Annotated in this window: 19 protein-coding genes; 4 read left to right on the top strand and 15 right to left on the bottom strand. The window is 64.3% G+C overall.

Annotated elements, in window-relative coordinates; all coding sequences use genetic code 11:
• The first annotated feature begins 325 nt into the window (after positions 1 to 325).
• Positions 326 to 739 (top strand): DUF4398 domain-containing protein, encoded by a 414-nt coding sequence (locus CAY82_RS19490; protein ID WP_087502668.1) that lies wholly within the window; start codon positions 326 to 328, stop codon positions 737 to 739.
• Positions 740 to 789: 50 nt separating this feature from the next.
• Positions 790 to 1581: an OmpA family protein gene (locus CAY82_RS19485; protein ID WP_087502667.1), complete on the top strand. Its 792-nt coding sequence runs from the start codon at positions 790 to 792 to the stop codon at positions 1579 to 1581.
• A 166-nt stretch (positions 1582 to 1747) separates the two neighbouring features.
• Here the strand turns inward: CAY82_RS19485 and CAY82_RS19480 are convergent, their stop codons facing one another.
• From CAY82_RS19480 to CAY82_RS19415, 15 genes are all read right to left on the bottom strand, one after another.
• Positions 1748 to 2074, bottom strand: coding sequence for a hypothetical protein (locus tag CAY82_RS19480; RefSeq protein ID WP_087502666.1), 327 nt, complete (start codon positions 2072 to 2074; stop codon positions 1748 to 1750).
• The gene (locus CAY82_RS19475; RefSeq protein WP_087502665.1) at positions 2071 to 2994 is read right to left on the bottom strand and encodes an alpha/beta hydrolase; all 924 of its coding nucleotides are present in this window, start codon (positions 2992 to 2994) and stop codon (positions 2071 to 2073) included. The genes CAY82_RS19480 and CAY82_RS19475 overlap by 4 nt, the downstream gene beginning before the upstream one ends.
• Positions 2966 to 4282 carry a flavohemoglobin expression-modulating QEGLA motif protein gene (locus CAY82_RS19470; RefSeq protein ID WP_170931106.1) on the bottom strand — a complete coding sequence of 439 codons (1317 nt, stop codon included), beginning with the start codon at positions 4280 to 4282 and terminating at the stop codon, positions 2966 to 2968. The genes CAY82_RS19475 and CAY82_RS19470 overlap by 29 nt, the downstream gene beginning before the upstream one ends.
• Positions 4283 to 4421: 139 nt before the next feature.
• Positions 4422 to 4970, bottom strand: a complete 549-nt coding sequence (locus CAY82_RS19465; RefSeq protein ID WP_087502663.1) for a hypothetical protein — start codon at positions 4968 to 4970, stop codon at positions 4422 to 4424.
• Positions 4971 to 4999: 29 nt separating this feature from the next.
• Positions 5000 to 5704: a TetR/AcrR family transcriptional regulator gene (locus CAY82_RS19460; RefSeq protein WP_087502662.1), complete on the bottom strand. Its 705-nt coding sequence runs from the start codon at positions 5702 to 5704 to the stop codon at positions 5000 to 5002.
• A gap of 205 nt (positions 5705 to 5909) precedes the next feature.
• Positions 5910 to 7412, bottom strand: coding sequence for a lysine--tRNA ligase (lysS, locus tag CAY82_RS19455; protein WP_087502661.1), 1503 nt, complete (start codon positions 7410 to 7412; stop codon positions 5910 to 5912).
• Positions 7413 to 7505: 93 nt separating this feature from the next.
• Positions 7506 to 8601, bottom strand: a protein-coding gene (gene prfB / locus CAY82_RS26245; RefSeq protein ID WP_123084286.1) for a peptide chain release factor 2 whose coding sequence is annotated in 2 segments (ribosomal slippage) — positions 7506 to 8528 and positions 8530 to 8601 — 1095 coding nt in all. Because the reading frame shifts where the segments join, the coding sequence is not laid out codon by codon here.
• A gap of 145 nt (positions 8602 to 8746) precedes the next feature.
• Positions 8747 to 9751 (bottom strand): Wsp signal transduction system regulator diguanylate cyclase WspR, encoded by a 1005-nt coding sequence (wspR, locus tag CAY82_RS19450; RefSeq protein WP_087502660.1) that lies wholly within the window; start codon positions 9749 to 9751, stop codon positions 8747 to 8749.
• 51 nt (positions 9752 to 9802) lie between these two features.
• Positions 9803 to 10816, bottom strand: a complete 1014-nt coding sequence (gene wspF / locus CAY82_RS19445) for a Wsp signal transduction system protein-glutamate methylesterase WspF (RefSeq protein ID WP_087502659.1) — start codon at positions 10814 to 10816, stop codon at positions 9803 to 9805.
• A complete protein-coding gene (locus CAY82_RS19440; RefSeq protein WP_087502658.1) occupies positions 10813 to 13110 on the bottom strand; it encodes a hybrid sensor histidine kinase/response regulator in 2298 nt (765 codons plus the stop codon). The genes wspF and CAY82_RS19440 overlap by 4 nt, the downstream gene beginning before the upstream one ends.
• On the bottom strand, positions 13107 to 13769 hold the full coding sequence (locus CAY82_RS19435; RefSeq protein WP_087502657.1) for a chemotaxis protein CheW: 663 nt from the start codon (positions 13767 to 13769) through the stop codon (positions 13107 to 13109). Before CAY82_RS19435 ends, CAY82_RS19440 begins: the two co-directional genes overlap by 4 nt.
• Positions 13766 to 15040 (bottom strand): protein-glutamate O-methyltransferase CheR, encoded by a 1275-nt coding sequence (locus tag CAY82_RS19430; RefSeq protein WP_087502656.1) that lies wholly within the window; start codon positions 15038 to 15040, stop codon positions 13766 to 13768. The genes CAY82_RS19435 and CAY82_RS19430 overlap by 4 nt, the downstream gene beginning before the upstream one ends.
• Positions 15037 to 15543 carry a chemotaxis protein CheW gene (locus CAY82_RS19425; protein WP_087502655.1) on the bottom strand — a complete coding sequence of 169 codons (507 nt, stop codon included), beginning with the start codon at positions 15541 to 15543 and terminating at the stop codon, positions 15037 to 15039. Before CAY82_RS19425 ends, CAY82_RS19430 begins: the two co-directional genes overlap by 4 nt.
• A 5-nt stretch (positions 15544 to 15548) precedes the next feature.
• Positions 15549 to 17171, bottom strand: a complete 1623-nt coding sequence (locus tag CAY82_RS19420) for a methyl-accepting chemotaxis protein (protein WP_087502654.1) — start codon at positions 17169 to 17171, stop codon at positions 15549 to 15551.
• A 207-nt stretch (positions 17172 to 17378) separates the two neighbouring features.
• Positions 17379 to 18071 (bottom strand): tellurite resistance TerB family protein, encoded by a 693-nt coding sequence (locus CAY82_RS19415; protein WP_087502653.1) that lies wholly within the window; start codon positions 18069 to 18071, stop codon positions 17379 to 17381.
• Positions 18072 to 18288: 217 nt separating this feature from the next.
• Between CAY82_RS19415 and ydcS the strand changes: the two genes are divergently transcribed.
• The gene (gene ydcS, locus CAY82_RS19410) at positions 18289 to 19437 is read left to right on the top strand and encodes a putative ABC transporter substrate-binding protein YdcS (RefSeq protein WP_087502652.1); all 1149 of its coding nucleotides are present in this window, start codon (positions 18289 to 18291) and stop codon (positions 19435 to 19437) included.
• Between the two features lie 150 nt (positions 19438 to 19587).
• On the top strand, positions 19588 to 20619 hold the full coding sequence (locus tag CAY82_RS19405) for an ABC transporter ATP-binding protein (protein ID WP_087502651.1): 1032 nt from the start codon (positions 19588 to 19590) through the stop codon (positions 20617 to 20619).

The following is a 20619-nucleotide window of genomic DNA, read 5'->3' as shown; positions in this document are numbered from 1 at the left end:
TGTCACTGTCACGACAGCATCTGCACGCCCTGAGCAATCCTGGGGCTGATAGCGAATAGCGAATAGCGAAGGTGTAGGTCGTGAGTTTTGCAGCGCCCGGGAGATCGAGCGCCGCCCGCGCGGCGCTCGATCTCTCAGGCGCCACAAACCCCAGACATGATCAAATTTTTCTGAACTATCCGAAAAACGCATCAGTCACAGCCAATAGCCATCACGCTAAAACCCTGCACACCTGCCGTTGTGCACCGTTGAGCTGAAGCGCGCGCACGTGTCAGGGAACGAGCGATGGACTGCTACGGACAACGTCGTAAACAGGAGTGATCCAATGGAACTGACCACCAAGAAAACTCGCACTTGCAACCCCTCATCCACTCATGCACGCGGGTTCAAGCTGGCAGCGCTGGCCCTGGGCAGTAGCCTGGTCCTGGCCGGCTGTGCGGGCAACCCGCCAACCGAGCAGTATGCCGTCACCCAGTCCGCCGTGAACTCCGCCGTCAGTGCTGGTGGCACCGAGTTCGCCGCCGTGGAAATGAAAGCGGCTCAGGACAAGTTCAAGCAGGCCGAGATCGCCATGCATGACAAGAAATACGACGACGCCAGGCGCCTGGCCGAACAGGCCGAATGGGACGCCCGCCTCGCCGAACGCAAGGCCCAGGCGGCCAAGGCCCAGAAGGCCGTGCAGGATGCCCGCGAGGGCGTCCAGGACGTACGTGAGGAAGGCCTGCGCAGCGCTCAATGAGCCCTGCCCCGCCAACCCCGGTCTTCGCACACGATCAAAGGATGAACACTATGCGCAACTACGTCATGATTCCCGCCCTGCTGGCTCTGAGCGTCGGCCTTGCTGCCTGCTCGCACGACCCTAACGCCAATCTCGAAGCGGCCCGCACCAACTTCTCCTCGCTGCAGAGCGACCCGCAATCGAGCAAGGTTGCTGCGCTGGAGACCAAGGACGCCCAGGACTGGCTGAACAAGGCCGACAAGGCCTACATGGACCGTGAAGACGAGAAGAAGGTCGACCAGTTGGCCTACCTGACCAACCAGCGTGTCGAGGTGGCCAAGCAGACCATCGCTCTGCGCACTGCCGAAGGCGAACTGAAGAACGCCTCCGCCCAGCGCGCCCAGGCCAAGCTGGACGCCCGCGACGCGCAGATCGCCAAGCTGCAGGACAGCCTCAACGCCAAGCAGACCGACCGCGGCACGCTGGTCACCTTCGGTGACGTGCTGTTCGACTTCAACAAGGCCGAGCTCAAGAGCAACGCCTACCCGAACATCACCAAGCTGGCGCAGTTCCTTCAGGAAAACCCGGAACGCAAGGTGATCGTCGAGGGCTATACCGACAGCGTCGGCTCGGCCAACTACAACCAGGGCCTGTCGGAGCGCCGCGCCAACAGCGTGCGCATGGCACTGGTACGTGCCGGCGTCGACCCGGCACGCATCGTCGCCCAGGGCTATGGCAAGGAGTACCCGGTGGCGGACAACTCGAGCAATTCGGGGCGGGCGCAGAACCGTCGGGTGGAGGTGACCATCTCCAACGACAACCAGCCGGTAGCGCCGCGCTCGGTGAGCCAGGTACAGCAGTAAGGCTGGCTAGCTGAACTGACAAGCCCCGCGATCGAAGCGGGGCTTTCTTTTGCCTGCTCCGGCCCTTTCGCGGCTAAAGCCGCTCCCACAAGGACCGCGCACAGCCCGATCCTGTGGGAGCGGCTTTAGCCGCGAAAGGGCCAGCACAAGCAGTAGAGATAATGGCTCACTGTACCTGCTGCGGCGTTTCCTCGCCCATGCACCGCACCGCGCGCTTGCGGTTGTCCACCAGCACGCCGGTCAGCCCTTTTTGCTGGGTGTCGAACAGCACCAGCACGCCATCGACGCACTGGGCCAGTTGTGGTGCCGGATCCAGCGAGACCTTGTAGTCCTCGCCGGGGATGGTCTTGAGCATGGTGAAGTCCTGCAGCAACAGGGCATCCTCGGGCTTGGCAAAATGCAGGTATCCGTAATACCACAAGGCCCCCACCGTCACGATGATGCTACCGACACCGGTCAGGATCAGCGGGATGGCGTTGCGTTCTTCACTCATTGCTTGTTCTTCTCGTCAGGGTAATTGGGCACTTCGGCCAGCCGCCGCAGGCCGTTGAAATGGCTGGGGTCGTCGAGGAAACGCAACATCACCTGGCGCCACGTCGGGTCGGCGAAGGTTTGCACATGGCCACCACGGGTCAGTTGCAGCACCCGTGGCGCTGGCGCGTGCTGGTACAGGCGGATGCCGTTGTCCATCGGCACCAGGGTGTCGTCGATGCTGTGGAAGAACAGCTTGGGTGGGCTGCTCAGTTGCTCGATCGAGCGGATCGCGCTGTCGCCGTCCGGCACCAGCCACGACAGCGGCACCTGCAGCGGCCAGGTCATCCACGAGGTGCTGAGGGCAAAGCGCCCGACCGCACGGTAGCTGGCCGGCACGCCGTCGAACACCAGGGCGCTGAAACGCTGGCGCTGCTCGGGGTGGGCCGCCAGGTAGTGAATGGCCATGGCGCCGCCCAGGCTCTGCCCCAGCAGCACCAGCGGCTTGCCCTTGACCTCGGGCGCCTGGTCCAGCCACGCCATCGCCGCGGCGATGTCCTCGTACACCTCGGGCAGGCTCGGCTCACCCTGGGACAGGCCATAGCCGCGGTAATCGATCATCAGCACCTGGTAGCCCTGTTCCGGCAGCCAGTAGCTGCCGCCCAGGTGCCCAGGCAGGTTGCCGCCATTGCCGTGCAGGTGCAGCACCGTGCCCTTGACCTCGACCCCGGCCTTGGCAGGCAACCACCAGCCATGCAGGCGGATGCCGTCAGCCGTGGTCAGGGTGACATCGCGGTACTCGAGCCTGGCTCGCTCGGGCGTGAACGGCTGGCCACGCTCGGGATAGAACAACAGGCTGCTGCAACCGCCCAGGCCCAGCAGGATCAAACCCAGGGCCAGCAGGCGGCAGCACTCAGAGAATGTTCGCGTAGTCGGCTTCAATGCGGTCCAGGCTCAGGTGGTTGAGGAAGTTGGAAAAGCACATCCAGGCCGATAGCGCGTTGAGGTCGCGGAACTGTTCGGGCAGGTACTTGGGCGGCTCGACCAGACCTTCCTCGACCAGCTGTCGCAGGGTGCGCATGTCTTCCAGGGTGGTCTTGCCACAGAACAGCAACGGGATCTGCTCGAGCTTGCCCTTCTTCACGGCCAACTGAATGTAGTTGTAAACCATGATGAAGCCTTTGAGGTAGGACAAGTCCTTGGTAAATGGCAGGCCATTGGGCACCGACCCGCGGAACACCCTGCTGGCGTTGCTGTAGCTCTGCGCCATGTCGAACCCCTGCTCGCGGAAGAAGCTGTAGATCTGCATGAAATCGGCACCCTCCTCGACCATGTGGATGGCGCGGGTGCGGTTGGTGAGCTTGCGCAGGCGGCTGGGGTAGGAGGCGAAGGCGATCACCTCCATGAGGATGGCAAGGCCTTCCTGGGTCACCGTCGACGAGGGTGGGCCCTTGGCCAGGAAGGTACAGATAGGCTGGTTCAGGCCGTTGAGCGTGGTGCCGACATGCACCAGCCCTTCGTGCACCTCCAGGGCGCGGACATCACGAGAGTTGAACATGGCGTCGGCACGCACCTTGATGTAGTCGGCCCCGGCCGCTGCATCGGCGACGATACCGTCGGACTCGAACACACGGATGGTCTCCTCGGCCTCGCCGAATACCTTGTTCAGCCGGTGCTGGAGGATTTCCACGGCCTCCTTGGCAGTGAGGTTCTTCGGCTCGTCCTTGAGGTCGCCACGGCCATCAATGTTGTTCAGGTAGTCCGACAGCATCAGGCCAAGGTCGGCCAGGGTCGGGTCACCGGCGTGGAATGCGTCCGAGGCAGCACCGTACAGTTCCTGAGAGATCAGGCCGAAATCCTCGGTGCCGCGCGCTTCGAGCATGCGCACGACCATGCGGTATTCGCGGCACATGCGCTTCATGATCTGCCCGACCGGGTTGAACTGGCCGAGCTGGCGAATGATGTCGCGCTCGATGCCCTGGAACTCGGCCTTGACCGCGCTGGAATCGAACGCCAGCGGGCGCGACTGGTAGTAGGCACGGTCGACGGCCGGCGGCTCCTTGCCCTTGGCCTTGAGGAAGCCCTGGCGGATGTTGTCGTCCCACTTCACCGCGTCCAGCACCCGGATCGGGGTCTGTGCCGCAACGATGCGGTCGGACAGGGCACGTATGGTTTGCTGGTATTCGTCCACCGGGGACTCCTTATTGGAACAAAGTGCCAAGCCTTGCATTGCCTGAACCGGCCTCGGTTCCTGTAGGAGCAGCCTTGTGCTGCGAAGAGGCCATTAGCGGCAATAGAAATGGTTTGCCCTGCTGGCCTCTTCGCAGCACAAGGCTGCTCCTACAGGAAACCCGGGCCGGCACAGGTAACTACTTGCCGGAGCGCTGGAACCGCGCCACTTCGATGAACAGGTCGGAGTTGGCCGGGTCGTCCAGGTACGCCAGCACCCGCGCCGACGGGCTGTCGATCAGCACGCCGTCGCCGTTGTCTTCTGGCACCTCGGTGCTGCGCCCGGTCAGCTCCTTCTTGTCCACCGCCTGCTGCACCTGCTCGACATCCAGGTTGTAGACCACCAGTTCCTTGCCATCGACGATATCGAAACCGCCAATCAGGAAGTTGCCACCCAGGCGCTTGGGCACGCCAGCCGACAGGTACCAGCGATTGCCGTGGCGCGACACGGTGAACACGTATTCCTCAGGGGCCTTGCCCTTGGCCGTGGCCACCGCCTTGTAGGCATCGCCGCCGCTACGGCTGATCACCAGCTTCAGCGGCTCGCCCCAGGCGTCCTTGCTGCTCCACTTGCCAAGCAGGGCCTTGGGCGCCGCCTGGTTGCTCGGCAAGGGCTCGTGGAAGGTCACCAGACAACCGCCCAGCAGCAGGAATGACAGAGTCAACAACACCACACGCCAGGCTTTCATCAGGTTCTCCTTGAGAAGTCGGTCTCGGCTCAGGCCGATGCCAGCACCAGTTGCAGGTATCGGCTAAGCATAGCGAGCATCTGCCCATCGGCTTGCGCGTTCGCATCCTTGAGCAGGCCCTGATATTCCATCTGCTCGATAATCGCCGTCAACATTTGGGCGTCCTGCTCCGGTTGCCGCGAGCCCACCACCTGCAGCAACTGCCGGGTGCCATGCAGCAGGATCTGCTCATGGGCGCATACCAGTTCGGCCAGGCGCGGGCACAGCAGCGCCTCCTGGCGGAAAGCCTGCTCGGCCATCAGGAAGTCACGGCGGGTCAGCAGTTGCCGCTGTACGTAGTCGGCAGTCATGCGCGCTACCTCTTCAGCCAACCGTGCCCGCGCCTGCGGGCTGCCGTCGCCCTGGGCCAGCAGCTGGCGCAATACCACCTCGGTATTGGCCCAAAGCTTGGCCATGTAAGCGGCGCTGCGCTCGACATACTGGGCGAAGGTATCGGTGAGCAGGTCCTCGATGTCCTTGAAGTAGTAGGTGGTGGCCGACAGCGGCACACCGGCCTCGGTGGCCACGGCGCGGTGGCGCACACCGCGCACGCCATCGCGCACGACAATGCGCATGGCGGCGTCGAGGATCAGTTGGCGGCGCTGCTCGCTGCCCTGGCGGGCAGTCTTGCGGCCTTGGTATTGCACGCTTTCGGCGACGGCGGTGGCGATGCCGGCGGCGCCCTGGTGAGGCATTGCGGGTGTCACGGGGGGTACCTCATGGACAGTGTTTCGTCAGTACCGGCCTCTTCGCGGCTAAAGCCGCTCCCACAGGGACCGCACCAGCCTGAGGGTAGTGGGGGCCCTGTGGGAGCGGCTTTAGCCGCGAAGAGGCCGGTACTGACAACATAAAGCTTCAGGCAAGAAAAAGCCGCCTCGAAAGGCGGCTCGTTCAATTCACTCAGGCCTGCGGACGCATGTGCGGGAACAGGATCACGTCGCGGATCGACGGCGAGTTGGTCAGCAGCATCACCAGACGGTCAATACCGATACCTTCACCTGCAGTCGGCGGCATGCCGTACTCCAGGGCGCGAACGAAGTCGGCGTCGTAGTGCATGGCTTCGTCGTCACCTGCGTCCTTCTCGGCCACCTGGGCCAGGAAGCGCTCGGCCTGGTCTTCGGCATCGTTGAGCTCGGAGTAGGCATTGGCGATCTCGCGGCCACCGATGAACAGCTCGAAACGGTCGGTAACAGCCGGGTTGTCGTCGTTGCGACGGGCCAGCGGCGACACTTCGAACGGGTACTCGGTGATGAAGTGCGGCTGCTCCAGCTTGTGCTCGACCAGCTCTTCGAAAATCATCACCTGCAGCTTGCCCAAGCCTTCGTGGCCCAGCACCTTGGCGCCGGCTTTCTTGGCGATCTCGCGGGCGCGGTCGACGTCCTGCAGGTCGGCAGCGCTCAGCTCCGGGTTGTACTTGAGGATCGAGTCGAATACCGACAGGCGGGCGAACGGCTCACCGAAGTGGAATACCTTGTCGCCGTACGGTACGTCGGTAGTGCCCAGTACCAGCTGCGCCAGCTCGCGGAACAGTTCCTCGGTGAGGTCCATGTTGTCGCGATAGTCGGCGTAGGCCTGGTAGAACTCGAGCATGGTGAATTCAGGGTTGTGACGAGTCGAAACGCCTTCGTTACGGAAGTTGCGGTTGATCTCGAACACCTTCTCGAAGCCACCAACCACCAGGCGCTTGAGGTACAGCTCCGGCGCAATACGCAGGAACATGGCCATGTCCAGGGCGTTGTGGTGGGTTTCGAACGGCTTGGCCGCGGCACCACCCGGGATGGTCTGCAGCATCGGCGTCTCGACTTCGAGGAAGTCGCGCTCGATGAGGAACTTGCGGATGTGCGAAATCACCTGCGAACGCACACGGAAGGTGTGGCGGGTTTCTTCATTGACCATCAGGTCGACGTAACGCTGGCGGTAGCGCTGTTCGGTGTCGGTCAGGCCGTGGTGCTTGTCGGGCAGGGGGCGCAGCGACTTGGTCAGCAGGCGCACGTTGGTCATTTCGACGTACAGGTCGCCCTTGCCGGAACGGGCCAGGGTGCCTTCGGCGCTGATGATGTCACCCAGGTCCCAGGTCTTGACCGCGGCCAGGGTTTCTTCCGACAAGGTCTTGCGGTTGACGTAGACCTGGATACGACCGGTCATGTCCTGAATGACCATGAACGAGCCGCGGTTGAGCATGATGCGGCCAGCAACCTTGACCGGGATCGCTGCAGCTTCCAGTTCTTCCTTGGTCTTGTCCGCGTACTGTTTCTGCAGGTCGTTGCAGTAGCTGTCGCGACGGAAGTCATTGGGGAAGGCATTGCCCTTGGCGCGCTCGGCGGCAAGCTTTTCCTTGCGCAGGGCGATCAGGGCGTTTTCTTCCTGTTGCAGGTCTTGCACTTCGGTCTTGAGGTCGCTCATTTCGTCATTCTTTCCATCAAGTGTTCATTGCCCCTTTCGGGCAGGGCACGCGATACCGGCCCCAGGCCAGGTACCGCGGCGGTTGTGTGCGGTTTACAGCCCCTGCTTGAGGCTCGCTTCCAGGTACTGGTCGAGGTCGCCGTCCAGGACCTTCTGGCAGTCGCTGCGCTCGACGCCGGTACGCAGGTCCTTGATACGCGAGTCATCCAGCACGTAGGAGCGGATCTGGTGGCCCCAGCCAATGTCCGACTTGCTGTCTTCCAGCGCCTGCGAGGCGGCGTTGCGCTTCTGCATTTCCAGCTCGTACAACTTGGCCCGCAGCATTTTCATGGCGGTGTCCTTGTTGGCGTGCTGGGAGCGTTCGTTCTGGCAGGCCACCACGGTGTTGGTCGGCACGTGGGTGATACGCACCGCCGAGTCGGTGGTGTTCACGTGCTGACCACCGGCACCGGAGGAACGGTAGGTGTCGATGCGCAGGTCGGCCGGGTTGATCTCGATCTCGACCTTGTCGTCGATCTCGGGCGATACGAACACCGCGGAGAACGAGGTGTGGCGACGGGCACCGGAGTCGAACGGGCTCTTGCGCACCAGGCGGTGCACGCCGATCTCGGTGCGCAGCCAGCCAAAGGCGTACTCGCCCTTGACATGCACGGTGGCCCCCTTGATGCCAGCGACTTCACCTTCGGAAAGCTCGATGATGGTGGCATCAAAACCACGCTTGTCGGCCCAGCGCAGGTACATGCGCAGCAGGATGTTGGCCCAGTCCTGCGCTTCGGTACCACCAGAGCCGGCCTGGATATCCAGGTAGGCGTTGTTCATGTCCATCTCGCCGCTGAACATGCGACGGAACTCAAGCTGGGCCAGTTTTTCTTCCAGGCCTTCCAGCTCGGTCACTACGTCGCCGACGGCGCCTTCGTCATTTTCCTCGACGGCCATGTCGAGCAGGTCCTGGCAGTCCGCCAGGCCGCCGGACAGCTTGTCCAGGGTCTCGACGACCTGTGCCAGCATGGCACGCTCGCGGCCAAGGGCCTGGGCGTACTCGGGCTTGTTCCAGACGTTGGGGTCTTCCAGCTCGCGGTTGACTTCGATCAGGCGGTCATGCTTGTGATCGTAGTCAAAGATACCCCCGAATGGACTGGGAACGCTCGGTGAGGTCCTTGATGGTGTTCAGGATCGGTTGGATTTCCATGGGCGGGCTACTCGTGCGAATTCGGTGAAAAGCCTGCGAGTATAACCGAGTCCGCCGCAGGGCGGCAGACCCGCCGGGCGGTAGCATATGCAAAGAACATTCAGAAATGGCACGGCCCCTGTTGGACCGTGCAGGTTTCAGCGTTTCAGGCGATGCCGACCTGGTTGCGCCCGCCATTCTTGGCCTGGTACAGGCCTTTGTCCGCGGCCGAAATCAGCTGCCGGCAATGGCTGCCGATGGTCGGGGTCTGGGTGGCCAGGCCGATGCTCACGGTCAGGTACGAGTTAGCCACCGGGGCGGTGTGCGGGATGCCCAGGCCGAGTACGGTCTGGCGCAGCTTCTCGGCCACCAGCCGTGCCCCACCCGGCGAGGTGTTGGGCAACACCAGGACGAACTCCTCGCCGCCATAGCGCGCCGGCAGGTCGGTCGGCCGCGAGCACGAGCCGCGTATCGCCTCAGCCACCTGGCGCAGGGCCTCGTCACCGGCCAGGTGGCCGAAGCTGTCGTTGTAGGCCTTGAAGAAGTCCACGTCGATCATCAGCAGCGACAATTGCTGCTGTTCACGCATGGCACGGCGCCACTCCAGCTCCAGGTACTCGTCGAAGTGGCGGCGGTTGGACAACCCGGTCAGGCCATCGGAGTTCATCAGCCGCTGCAGCATCAGGTTGGAGTCGAGCAACTGCTGCTGGCTGACGCGCAAGGCGCGGTAGGCCTCGTCGCGCTGCAGCAAGGTCAGGTAGGAGCGCGAGTGATAGCGAATGCGCGCCACCAGCTCGATGGTGTCCGGCAGCTTGACCAGGTAATCGTTGGCCCCGGCAGCAAAGGCTGCGCTCTTGACCAGCGGGTCTTCCTTGGTCGACAGGACGATGATCGGGATGTCCTGGGTCGACGGGTTGTTGCGGTATTCACGCACCAGGGTCAGCCCGTCCAGGCCGGGCATGATCAGGTCCTGGAGGATCACCGTGGGCTTGATGCGCACGGCCTGGGCCACTGCCTGGTGCGGGTCGGCGCAGAAATGGAAGTCGATGTTGTCTTCATTGGCCAGGCCACGCCGCACCGCCTCGCCGATCATGGCCTGGTCGTCGACCAGCAGCACCATCGCCGAGTTCTCGTTGGGGGTCGTGAAACCTTCGATCGGTAAATCATTCATACCTGTTCACCCGATCACTGCCGGCCTGGCGGCGTGATTCAATACACTTCGTCATTTTGCGAAAAATTCCATCAAGCGCCCGGCTATACGCTCCAGCGGGCGGACTTCCACCGCTGCATCGATGGCCGCAGCGGCCTTGGGCATCCCGTACACCGCGCTGCTGGCCTGGTTCTGGGCAATGGTCAGGAAGCCCTGCTGGCGCATCAGCTTCAGCCCCTGGGCACCGTCGCGGCCCATGCCGGTAAGCAACACGCCCACCGCATCGCCGGTCCAATAGCGCGCCACACTCTCGAAGAACACATCGATCGAGGGCCGGTAGATTTCATTGACTGGTTCGGCAGTGTAGGCCAGTTGGCCGTTCTGTAGCAGGCGGATGTGGTGGTTGGTGCCGGCCAGCAGTACCTGACCGGGCTGGGGCGGTTCGCCTTCACGGGCCAGGCGCACCGGCAGGCCCGCCGCGCTGCTGAGCCATTCGGCCATGCCCGCGGCAAACACCTGGTCCACATGCTGGACCAGCACGATGGCCGCCGGGAACGCCTCCGGCAGGCCCTTGAGCAGCACTTCGAGGGCGGCCGGGCCACCCGCGGACGAGCCGATAGCCACCAGCCCGCGGTGCTGGGACGCGGCCCGTACGGGCGCAGCGACCGGGCGTGCGGCCGGTGCACGCTGCTGGCCGATCAGCCAGCTTATGTTGAGAATCTTGCGCAGCAGTGGCGCTGCCGCTTCGCGCGGGTCGCCCGCCCCCAGCGCCGGGGTGTCGACCACGTCGAGGGCGCCGTGCCCCATGGCCTCGAACACCCGGTGCATGTTCTGCTTGCGGTCGACCGTTACGATCACGATGGCACAGGGGGTTTCGGCCATGATCCTGCGGGTGGCCTCGACGCCGTCCATCACCGGCATGATCAGGTCCATGAGAATCAGGTCGGGCAACTGCTCCGCGCAACGCCGCACCGCCTCGGCTCCATTGCCGGCCACCCATATCACCTGGTGCTCGGGTTCGAAGGCGACCGCCCGGCGCAGCGCCTCGACGGCCATGGGCATATCGTTGACGATGGCGATCTTCATCCCTGAGCACCTCCGATCAGCTCAATCACAGCATCAAGCAACGCATCGTCGTGGAAACTGGCCTTTGCCAAATAGTAGTCGGCGCCGGCATCCAGGCCACGCCGTCGATCTTCCTCACGGTCCTTGTAGGACACCACCATCACTGGCAGCGATTGCAGGCGCTGGTCGCGGCGCACCAGGGTGACCAGCTCGATGCCATCCATGCGCGGCATATCGATGTCGGTGATCAGCAGGTCGAAGTCCTCGCCACGCAGGGCATTCCAGCCGTCCATGCCATCCACCGCCACGGCCACGTCGTAGCCACGGTTGCCGAGCAGCTTGCGCTGCAGTTCACGCACTGTCAGCGAATCGTCGACCACCAGGATGCGCTTGCGCGCCACGCCACGGGCGCCGCTGCTACTGCGCTCGATACGTTCCAGACTGCCGGTACTGAGCAGTTTCTCCACTGACCGCAGCAGGTCCTCGACATCGACGATCAGCACCACCGAGCCATCGTCGAGCAAGGCACCGGAGGAAATGTCCCGCACCTTGCCCAGCCGTGGGTCGAGCGGCATCACTACCAACACCCGCTCGCCCACCAGCCGCTCCACGGCCACGCCGTACAGTTGCTCTCGCTCACGGATCACCACTACCCACAGGCTGCTCTCCTGCGTTTGCCCGGCCGGGCGGTTGAGCAGTTGGCTGGCCGCGACCAGGCCAATATGCCGGCCTTCATGCCAGAAGTGCTGGCGCCCTTCGATCTGCACGATCTCTTCGGCGTTCACTTTCAGCGAGCGTTCGATATGGGCGAGCGGGAAGGCATAGGCCTCCCCCCCAACCTCGACCACCAGGCTGCGCACCACCGACAGGGTCAGCGGCACCTGCAGGTGAAAACGGCAGCCCTGCCCGGCCAGCTGGGTCAGCTCGATCGAGCCGCGCAACTCACGGATCATGTGCTGCACCGCATCCAGACCCACGCCGCGCCCGGACACCTCGGTGACCTTGTCGCGCAGGCTGAAACCGGGCAGAAACAGGAACGTCATCAACTCTGCCTCGCTCATCCGCGCCACTGTGTCGGCGGGTGACAGGGAACGCTCGACGATGCTGCTGCGCAGGCGCTCAAGGTCAATACCGGCACCGTCGTCGATCAGTTCCAGGCTGAGCATACCGGCCTGGTGCGAGGCACGCAGGCGGATTACTCCCTCCTCCGCCTTGCCCGCCAGCAGGCGACGCTCGGGCAGTTCGATGCCGTGGTCGACCGCGTTGCGCAACAGGTGGGTCAGCGGTGCTTCGAGCTTTTCCAGCACATCGCGGTCGACCTGGGTCTTCTCCCCTTCCACCAGCAGCCGCACCGGCTTGCCCAGCGAGCGGCCGAGGTCACGCACCATGCGGCTCTGGCCGGTCAACACGTCGGCAAGCGGCCGCATCCGGCAGGCCAGCGCGGTGTCGTACAGCAGTTGTGCGCGCTGGCTGGCTTGCCAGCCGAATTCGTCCAGGTCAGCTGCCTGCTGCTGCAGGATCTGCTGGGTTTCCGCCAGCAGGCGCTGGGTCTGAGCCAACGCTTCCAGCACCTCGCTGCTCTGGCCACTGTCCTCCAGCTGCATGCGCAGGCCGTCGAGCGCCTGCATGCCCTGGCCATGCATACGCTTGAGGCGCTGCAGGGTAGCCAGGTAAGGCTTGAGCCGCTGGGTCTCCACCAGCGACTTGCTGGACAGGTCGAGCAGGCTGTTGAGGCGGTCGGCGGTGACCCGCAGCACCCGCTCCGTGCCTTCGCTGGCGCGCTTGCCGGCCTTGCGACGTGGGGCCAGCTCAAGCTCTGACTCCAAGGGTTCCACAGGCAACGGCAGAGGTTCGGCTCGCGCGGTTTGCACTGGCGCTTCCGGCGGCGCTGGAACGGCTGGCGACAAAGGGGGCATAGCTGCCGCCCCCGGGTCGAGCAGACCGGCCATTTGCGCAAGGAACACCGGCAGGGTCGCCTGCGCCCCGGCATCGCCAGGCGTGGCGATGCGCATCAGCAGGTCGGTGCCCTGCAACAGGGCGTCGATATGCTCAGTGCCAAGGCGCAGCCGCCCCTCCTGGGCGGCCACCAGGCAGTCCTCCATGACGTGGGCGACACTGACGCCAGCGTCCACCCCGACGATCCGCGCCGCGCCCTTCAGCGAGTGGGCGGCGCGCATGCAGGCCTCGAGTTGGTCAGCCTGCGTGGGGTTACGCTCCAGCGCCATCAGGCCGGCGCTGAGCACCTGGGTCTGCGCCTCGGCCTCCAGGCTGAACAGTTCGAGCAACGATGCGTCGCGCATTTGCTCTGGGGTCATGACAGGCTCCGCTGCACGGCAGACAGTAAGTGTTGATCGTCCAGTACCCGCACACTGCGGCCTCGCCATTGCAGGACCGCGGCGGTGAAGAGGGAGGCGTCCTGGTCGCTGCCCAGCAGCAGCGGGTCGAGCTGGTGAATACCGTCGATTTCCTCGACCGCCATCACTACCGGCCCGCCCTCGGCGGCCAGGATCAGCATGCGAGGCATCGCCCGGCTGCTGCGTTGCTCGGCAGCACTGGCCTGTACACCCAGCAGGTCAGCCAATGACAGGCACGGCACCAGCGCACCGCGCACGTTGACCACCCCCAGCAACACCCGCGAGCGCTGGTGCGGCAGCGAATGCACCACCTGCAGCGGGGCAATTTCGGCCAGGCAGGTGGTGGCCAGCGCCAGCCATTCTTCGCCGAGGCGGAACAGCAGCATGGAGCGGCCGGTGCTTTCCTCGACCGGCGTCGCTACGCCAGCCTGATGGTCTTGCATCAACGCGTAGCGGTCGAGCAGGCGCGTGGCCGCAGCGGCATATACCTCGCAGTTGCGGCAGTGAACATGGCGTTCCAGCAACGGGCACTGCTTGTCGCCATGTACGCCAATGCGGTTCCAGCAATCGTCGACGTGCGCGTCAGCCTCGGCGAGCAATTGCATCGCGGACTCCTTCATCGTTCAGACCCCCGGCCAACCCGCGCAGCGCGCTCCTGCAAACGCCGGGCACCGGCCAGGTCGCCCTGGGCCGCCAGCAAGGCCGCCAGGTGCACCAGGGCCTCGGGGTGTTGCGGTTCCAGGTACAGGGCTTTGCGATAGTGGGTCAGAGCTTGCTGCGCATCGCCCTCGGTATCGCTGAGCAGCCCAAGCCAGTAGTAAACCTGCGCCGAAGGCGCGAACAGGCCCAGGTAGCGCTGGCATTCGGCGCGGGCCTGTTCGCTGGCGCCGGCATTGGCAAGCCGGGCAATGCTGGCCAGCAACTCGCTTGCCTCCTCGTGCTTGTGCTCGCGCGCCGGCGCTGGCTTGGCCGCCGCGGGCAGCACGCGCAAAGGGCGCGGCAACGCTGCGTTCGGTGGCGAATAGCCTGGCGTGACCAGTGCTGGTGACATGCGCCGCGAGGGCTGGACCGGAGGCATGGCCAGCGCAGGGCCGCCGCCCTCCTGGCGCACGTAGGCGAACGACTGCGCAATGCCCAGCGGACGCATGCCCATCCGCGCCAGCAAGCTGCCTTCGGCCGGGCCGATGAACAGCACGCCCTGTGGGTGCAGCAGGCGCTTGAGCACTTCGAACACCCGTTGCTGGGTCGGCACATCGAAATAGATCAGCAGGTTGCGGCAGAACACGAAGTCGTACAGGCCATCGCGGCTGGCCAGTGCCGGGTCGAGCACGTTGCCTACCTGCAAGCTGACTTGCTCGCGCACCCGCTCATGCAGGTGGTGCCCTTCGTCGAGGGCATCGAAGTAGCGCTCGCGAAAGCTCAGGTCGCTGCCACGGAAGGCATTGCGTCCGTACACGGCCTGCCCCGCCTTGGCCACCGAACTGGGGCTGATGTCCATGCCGTCGATCAGGAACGCCCCCGGCGCGATGCCGGCATCGAGCAAGGCCATGGCCAGCGAATAGGGTTCCTCGCCGGTCGAGCATGGCAGGCTGAGCAAACGCAGCGGACGCGCCCCGGCCAGCTCGGCCAGGCGCTTGTGCGCCAGGCCGGCCAACGCGGTGAAGGATTCGGGGTAACGGAAGAACCAGGTTTCCGGGACGATGACGGCCTCGATCAGCGCCTGTTGCTCAGCCATCGACTGCTGCAGGTGCAGCCAGTAATCATCCAGGTCCGCGGCGTTCACGGCGACGCAACGCTGGCGCAGCGCACGCTCGACCATGGGCGCGCCCACCGACTCCACATCCAGGCCGATACGTTCGCGCAAGAAGCGGAAGAAACGCTGTTCGTTCATCTCGGCATCCCTGTCGGATCATCCGCGTACAACAATTCATGCACGGCATCGGGCAGCAGGTCGTTGACTTCGATGCGCTGCAACAAGCCCTGCGCATCCTGACGCACCGGGCCCAGGTACGGGGCCTCGCCGCTGTCCACGCCATACGGCTGGAACTCGTCGGGGTGACAACGCAGGGTTTCGGTGGCCTGTTCCAGGATCAGGCCAAGCTGCAGGCCGCCTCGGTAATGCACCAGCACCAGACGGGTACTGGTGCGCTGCGCTGCCGATTGGCCGAAGCTCAACGCCGCCAGGTCGACCACCGGCACCAGCATGTCTCGGTGTGCAAGGATGCCCGCGACCCAGGCAGGCGCCTTGGCGATCGGCTTGAGCGGCTGGCGCGGCAACACCTCGATCACTTCGTGCACACTCAGGGCAAAGCGTTGCTCCCCGATGCGAAACTGCAGGTACAACGCCCCCTTGGCGTTGCCCGCCCGCGCGGCGCGCGGTTGCAAGTCGTTCATCGCAGTCAGACTTTGAAGCGTGACACGCCGCCACGCAGGCCAGCGGCCACCTGGCTCAGCTCATCGATGGCGAAACTGGCCTGGCGCAGCGACTCGACGGTCTGGGTGCTGGCATCGCTGAGCTGGGCCAGCGCCTGGTTGATCTGCTCGGCACCCGTGGCCTGGGCCTGCATGCCTTCGTTGACCATCAGCACGCGCGGCGCCAGGGCCTGCACCTGGTGGATGATCTGGCTGAGCTGCTCGCCCACCTGCTGCACCTCGAACATGCCGCGGCGTACTTCTTCGGAAAACTTGTCCATGCCCATGACCCCGGCCGACACCGCCGACTGGATCTCGCGCACCATCTGTTCGATGTCGTAGGTGGCCACGGCAGTCTGGTCGGCCAGGCGGCGCACTTCGGTGGCCACCACGGCAAAGCCGCGGCCGTACTCGCCGGCCTTTTCCGCTTCGATGGCAGCGTTGAGCGACAGCAGGTTGGTCTGGTCGGCAACCTTGACGATGGTCACCACCATCTGGGTGATGTTGCTGGCCTTTTCGTTGAGGATGCCCAGCTTGGCGTTAACCAGGTCGGCGGCGCCCATCACCTGGTGCATGGTCTCCTCCATACGCGCCAGGCCCTGCTGGCCGGAACCGGCCAGGCTGGAGGCCTGGTCGGCAGCGGCGGTAACTTCGGTCATGGTGCGCACCAGGTCACGCGAAGTGGCGGCGATCTCCCGGGAGGTGGCACCGATTTCGGTAGTGGTGGCGGCCGTCTCGGTGGCGGTGGCCTGCTGTTGCTTGGAGGTGGCGGCAATTTCGGTCACCGAGGTGGTCACCTGCACCGACGAACGCTGGGCCTGGGATACCAGGTTGGCCAGGGCCTCGGCCATTTCGTTGAAGCCGCTTTCGATGGCGCCGAACTCGTCCTTGCGCTCCAGGCTCAGGCGCATGCTCAGGTCGCCTGAGCGCAGCTTGTCGAGGGCATGGACAATGTGCTGCACGGGCGCAGTGATGGCGCGTAGCAGCAGCAGGCCGCATATACCTGCGGCGATGATCGCCAGCAACAGCGAAACCACCATGCTGCCCTTGGCCGTGCTCACGGCGCTGACAATTTCGTTGGTGGCAGCTTCAGCAGAGGTCCGATTGTCTTCGATAACCTGGTTCAGATGCTTGCGCCCATCCACCCAGGCCGGGGTGAGCTCCTCGTTGATCAACCGCTGGGCTCCGTCATAGTCGTGCTGACGGTAAGCGTCCAGTACCTGGCCGACGATCTTCATGTAGTTTTCTTCGAGTTGCACGAAGGTGTCGAAGTGGCTCTGGTCGGCTTGGCTCAGGATCGTGGCCTGGTAACGTGCCATGTACTGCTTCAGACGGTCCTCGAAACCTTTGAACAGTTCCATGTCGGCCGAGGTGATTTCACGACGGTTGGACAGGCCCACCAGTTGCTGGCTGGTGACATAGCTGTCGACCCAGGCGCTACGGATCATCGAGCTGTAGTACACCCCGGGAATGCTGTCGCTCCCCACTGCCTGCTCGGCGGACGCGATGGTCACCAACCGCGAGTAGGCGGCCACGATCATCAGCAGCATGATGGCGATGATCACGGCGAAACTTGCCAGGATCCGTTGGCGCAAGGTCCAGTTTTTCACATTCAGCCCTCAGGAATTCACAACGAGCGGGAAAATCGCCGAAGTATAGCCCAGGCGCCCCGCGCTCATGCGGCTGAAATGTAGGGTATGGGGTATGGGGTAAAAGCCACCGGGCGCTTGCCGCGACATTTTCAGCCCCTGTGAGATCGAGCGCCGAGTGGGCGGCGCTCGATCTCACAGGGGCTGAAAATGCCGTGCCAAGCAGTGCTACTGCGCTACCGCCTGCCTTGCCTGGCTCTCCAGTTCCTGGCGCAGGGCCGGGGCCAGGCGCAGCTGGCGGGCCAGTTCGTCAAGGTAGGCGCGCTCCATGAAGTTTTCCTGGTCAACCATCATCACGCTGGCCAGGTACATCTCGGCGGCCATCTCCGGCGTTTGCGCGGCACGAGCCACTTCGGCCGGGTCCAGTGGCTTGTTCAACTCGGCATGCAGCCAGTGCTGCAGTTCACGGTCAGTATCCAGGCGAGTGAACTCGCCCTCGATCAGCGCCCGCTCGCGCTCGTCGATATGGCCATCGGACTTGGCTGCCGCCACCAGCGCCCGCAACACCGCCTGGCTGTGCTGCTCGGCCTGGGCCGGCGGCAGGCGATCGACCGTCTGTGGTTCGGCGGCAGCCTGCTGCTGGCTCGCCTGCCAGTTGCCATAGGCCTTGTATGCCAGCACACCCAGCGCGGCCAAGCCGCCATAGGTGAGGGCCTTGCCGCCATATTTGCGAGCTTTCTTGTTACCCAGCAGCAAGCCCATGGCGCCCGCTGCCAGGGCGCCGCCACCGGCGCCGGAAAGCAGGCTGCCAAGGCCATCGGCACTGGTGCCAGGCTTGCCAGAGCTGCCCTTGCCGGCCTGACTGGCGAGCAAGTCCTGACCGGACTTGAGCAACTGGTCGAGCAATCCCCGGGTATTCATCAAACGGTCTCCGTGTTGGCCAAGGGAGCCGTCAGGTTAAGCCCTGCCCGACCGATCGCCATGGGGGGATTTGCTTCCAGATGTTGCATTGGCTGGCAAAAAGCCAACTAGACTCGGTATCGCCAATACTGCGCGCAACCGCACTACGCTTATAACGATCGCTTCACGGCTTGCTTGATGACTGCCCCGACCAAAATCTCCAAGAAGAGGGAACACCATGTCAGTGCACAAGACCGCATTGCTCGGCGCCGCCTGCGCCGTGCTGGCCAGCGCCAGCCTGCAGGCTAGCGAACCACCCAAGGCCCTGGGGCCTGGCGAGGGGCGCCTGGACATCGTCGCCTGGCCCGGCTACATCGAGCGCGGTGAAAGCGACAAGGCCTACGACTGGGTAACCGGCTTCGAGAAGGAAACCGGCTGCAAGGTCAGCGTCAAGACCGCCGCCACCTCGGACGAGATGGTCAGCCTGATGACCAAGGGCGGTTACGACCTGGTCACCGCCTCGGGCGATGCTTCGCTGCGGCTGATCGCGGGCAAGCGGGTACAGCCGATCAACACCGCCTTGATCCCCAACTGGAAGAACATCGACCCACGGCTACAGAACGGTAGCTGGTACGTGGTCGACAAACAGGTCTACGGCACCCCGTACCAATGGGGGCCGAACGTGCTGCTGTACAACACCGACGTGTTCAAGCAGGCGCCCACCAGCTGGGGGGTACTGTTCGAGCCGCAGAACCTGCCCGATGGCAAGCCGAACAAGGGGCGCGTGCAGGCCTACGATGGGCCGATCTACATCGCCGATGCGGCGTTGTACCTCAAGACGGCCAAGCCGGAGCTGGGCATCCAGGACCCGTACCAGCTGAGCGAAGCACAGTACAAAGCCGTACTGGAACTGCTGCGCCAGCAGCAACCACTGATCCACCGCTACTGGCATGACGCTACGGTGCAGATGAGCGATGTCAAGAATGAAGGCGTGGTCGCCTCCAGTTCCTGGGGTTACATGGTCAATGGCCTGAAGGCCGAGAAGCAGCCAGTGGCCTCGACCATTCCCAAGGAAGGCGCGACCGGCTGGGCCGACACCACCATGCTGCACAGCGAGGCCAAGCACCCCAACTGTGCCTACAAGTGGATGGACTGGTCGCTGCAGCCGAAGGTACAGGGTGACGTGGCGGCCTGGTTCGGATCGTTGCCGGCGGTGCCGGCGGCCTGCACCGGCAGTGAGCTGCTGGGGGCCGAAGGCTGCAAGACCAACGGTTTCGACAATTTCGACAAGATCGCCTTCTGGAAAACCCCACAGGCTCAGGGGGGCAAGTTCGTGCCGTATAGCCGCTGGACCCAGGATTACATTGCGATCATGGGTGGGCGCTGAGGTTGCCTGAATGCCTGTGCCGGCCTCTTCGCGGGTAAACCCGCTCCCACAGGTTCATCTCCGCCTGTACGGGTGGCGCTTTACCTGTGGGAGCGGGTTCACCCGCGAAGAGGCCGGCACAGGAGAAACTTAGATGCCTGGAGCCAACGCATGCCCCTAGCCGTCCAGTTCACCCAGGTTTCCCGCACCTTCGGCGAGGTCAAGGCCGTCGACCAGGTCAGCATCGACATCATCGATGGCGAATTCTTCTCCATGCTCGGCCCCTCTGGTTCGGGCAAGACCACCTGCCTGCGCCTGATCGCCGGCTTCGAGCAACCCACCAGCGGTTCGATCCGCATCCACGGCGTCGAAGCCGCCGGCGTGCCGCCTTACCAGCGCGACGTCAACACCGTATTCCAGGACTACGCACTGTTCCCGCACATGAACGTGCTGGACAACATCGCTTATGGCCTGAAGGTAAAAGGAGTGGCCAAGGCCGCACGCCACAGCCGCGCCGAAGAAGCCCTGGCGATGGTAGCCCTGGCGGGCTACGGCACGCGCAAGCCGGCACAGCTGTCCGGTGGCCAGCGCCAGCGCGTGGCCCTGGCTCGCGCGCTGGTCAACCGGCCACGGGTATTGCTGCTGGACGAACCGCTGGGCGCGCTGGACCTGAAGTTGCGCGAACAGATGCAGGGCGAGCTGAAAAAACTGCAGCGCCAGCTGGGCATCACTTTCATTTTCGTCACCCACGACCAGACGGAGGCCCTGTCGATGTCCGACCGGGTGGCGGTGTTCAACCGCGGCCGCATCGAGCAGGTCGACACCCCGCGCAACCTGTACATGCAACCGGCGACCACCTTCGTCGCCGAATTCGTCGGTACCTCCAATGTGGTGCGTGGCGAACTGGCCATGGCGCTCAATGGTAGCCCGGCGCCCTTCTCCATCCGCCCCGAACACATCCGCCTCGGTGCCCCCGCCACAGCCGGCCAGCACGTCCAGGTCAGCGGCCTGCTGCAAGATATCCAGTATCAGGGCAGTGCCACCCGCTACGAGCTGCAACTGGACAGCGGCCAGTTGCTGGCGGTAAGCCAGGCCAACGACCGCTGGCAAGCGCAGGCACAGGCCTGGCAACCCGGGCAACGGGTACAGGCACATTGGCCCCGTGATGCCATGACGGTGCTGCAGGAAGCCGAGGGCCGCTGA

This window comes from Pseudomonas sp. SID14000, from assembly GCF_002165135.1.
In the GTDB taxonomy this organism is placed as follows: Bacteria; Pseudomonadota; Gammaproteobacteria; order Pseudomonadales; family Pseudomonadaceae; genus Aquipseudomonas.
The sequence above is the reverse complement of the archived record's forward strand: the minus strand, read 5'-3'. Positions and strand labels throughout refer to the sequence as shown.

What these genes read in the sequence shown, in the direction of transcription:
- CAY82_RS19465 (WP_087502663.1), bottom strand. Translation starts at nt 4,970, where the DNA reads ATGAAAGCCTGGCGTGTGGTGTTGTTGACTCTGTCATTCCTGCTGCTG.
- ydcS (WP_087502652.1), top strand. Translation starts at nt 18,289, where the DNA reads ATGTCAGTGCACAAGACCGCATTGCTCGGCGCCGCCTGCGCCGTGCTG.
- lysS (WP_087502661.1), bottom strand. Translation starts at nt 7,412, where the DNA reads ATGAGCGACCTCAAGACCGAAGTGCAAGACCTGCAACAGGAAGAAAAC.
- CAY82_RS19415 (WP_087502653.1), bottom strand. Translation starts at nt 18,071, where the DNA reads ATGAATACCCGGGGATTGCTCGACCAGTTGCTCAAGTCCGGTCAGGAC.
- CAY82_RS19405 (WP_087502651.1), top strand. Translation starts at nt 19,588, where the DNA reads ATGCCCCTAGCCGTCCAGTTCACCCAGGTTTCCCGCACCTTCGGCGAG.
- CAY82_RS19470 (WP_170931106.1), bottom strand. Translation starts at nt 4,282, where the DNA reads ATGCAAGGCTTGGCACTTTGTTCCAATAAGGAGTCCCCGGTGGACGAA.
- wspF (WP_087502659.1), bottom strand. Translation starts at nt 10,816, where the DNA reads ATGAAGATCGCCATCGTCAACGATATGCCCATGGCCGTCGAGGCGCTG.
- CAY82_RS19425 (WP_087502655.1), bottom strand. Translation starts at nt 15,543, where the DNA reads ATGAACGACTTGCAACCGCGCGCCGCGCGGGCGGGCAACGCCAAGGGG.
- CAY82_RS19430 (WP_087502656.1), bottom strand. Translation starts at nt 15,040, where the DNA reads ATGAACGAACAGCGTTTCTTCCGCTTCTTGCGCGAACGTATCGGCCTG.
- wspR (WP_087502660.1), bottom strand. Translation starts at nt 9,751, where the DNA reads ATGAATGATTTACCGATCGAAGGTTTCACGACCCCCAACGAGAACTCG.
- CAY82_RS19440 (WP_087502658.1), bottom strand. Translation starts at nt 13,110, where the DNA reads ATGACCCCAGAGCAAATGCGCGACGCATCGTTGCTCGAACTGTTCAGC.
- CAY82_RS19435 (WP_087502657.1), bottom strand. Translation starts at nt 13,769, where the DNA reads ATGAAGGAGTCCGCGATGCAATTGCTCGCCGAGGCTGACGCGCACGTC.
- CAY82_RS19485 (WP_087502667.1), top strand. Translation starts at nt 790, where the DNA reads ATGCGCAACTACGTCATGATTCCCGCCCTGCTGGCTCTGAGCGTCGGC.
- CAY82_RS19490 (WP_087502668.1), top strand. Translation starts at nt 326, where the DNA reads ATGGAACTGACCACCAAGAAAACTCGCACTTGCAACCCCTCATCCACT.
- CAY82_RS19480 (WP_087502666.1), bottom strand. Translation starts at nt 2,074, where the DNA reads ATGAGTGAAGAACGCAACGCCATCCCGCTGATCCTGACCGGTGTCGGT.
- CAY82_RS19460 (WP_087502662.1), bottom strand. Translation starts at nt 5,704, where the DNA reads ATGCCTCACCAGGGCGCCGCCGGCATCGCCACCGCCGTCGCCGAAAGC.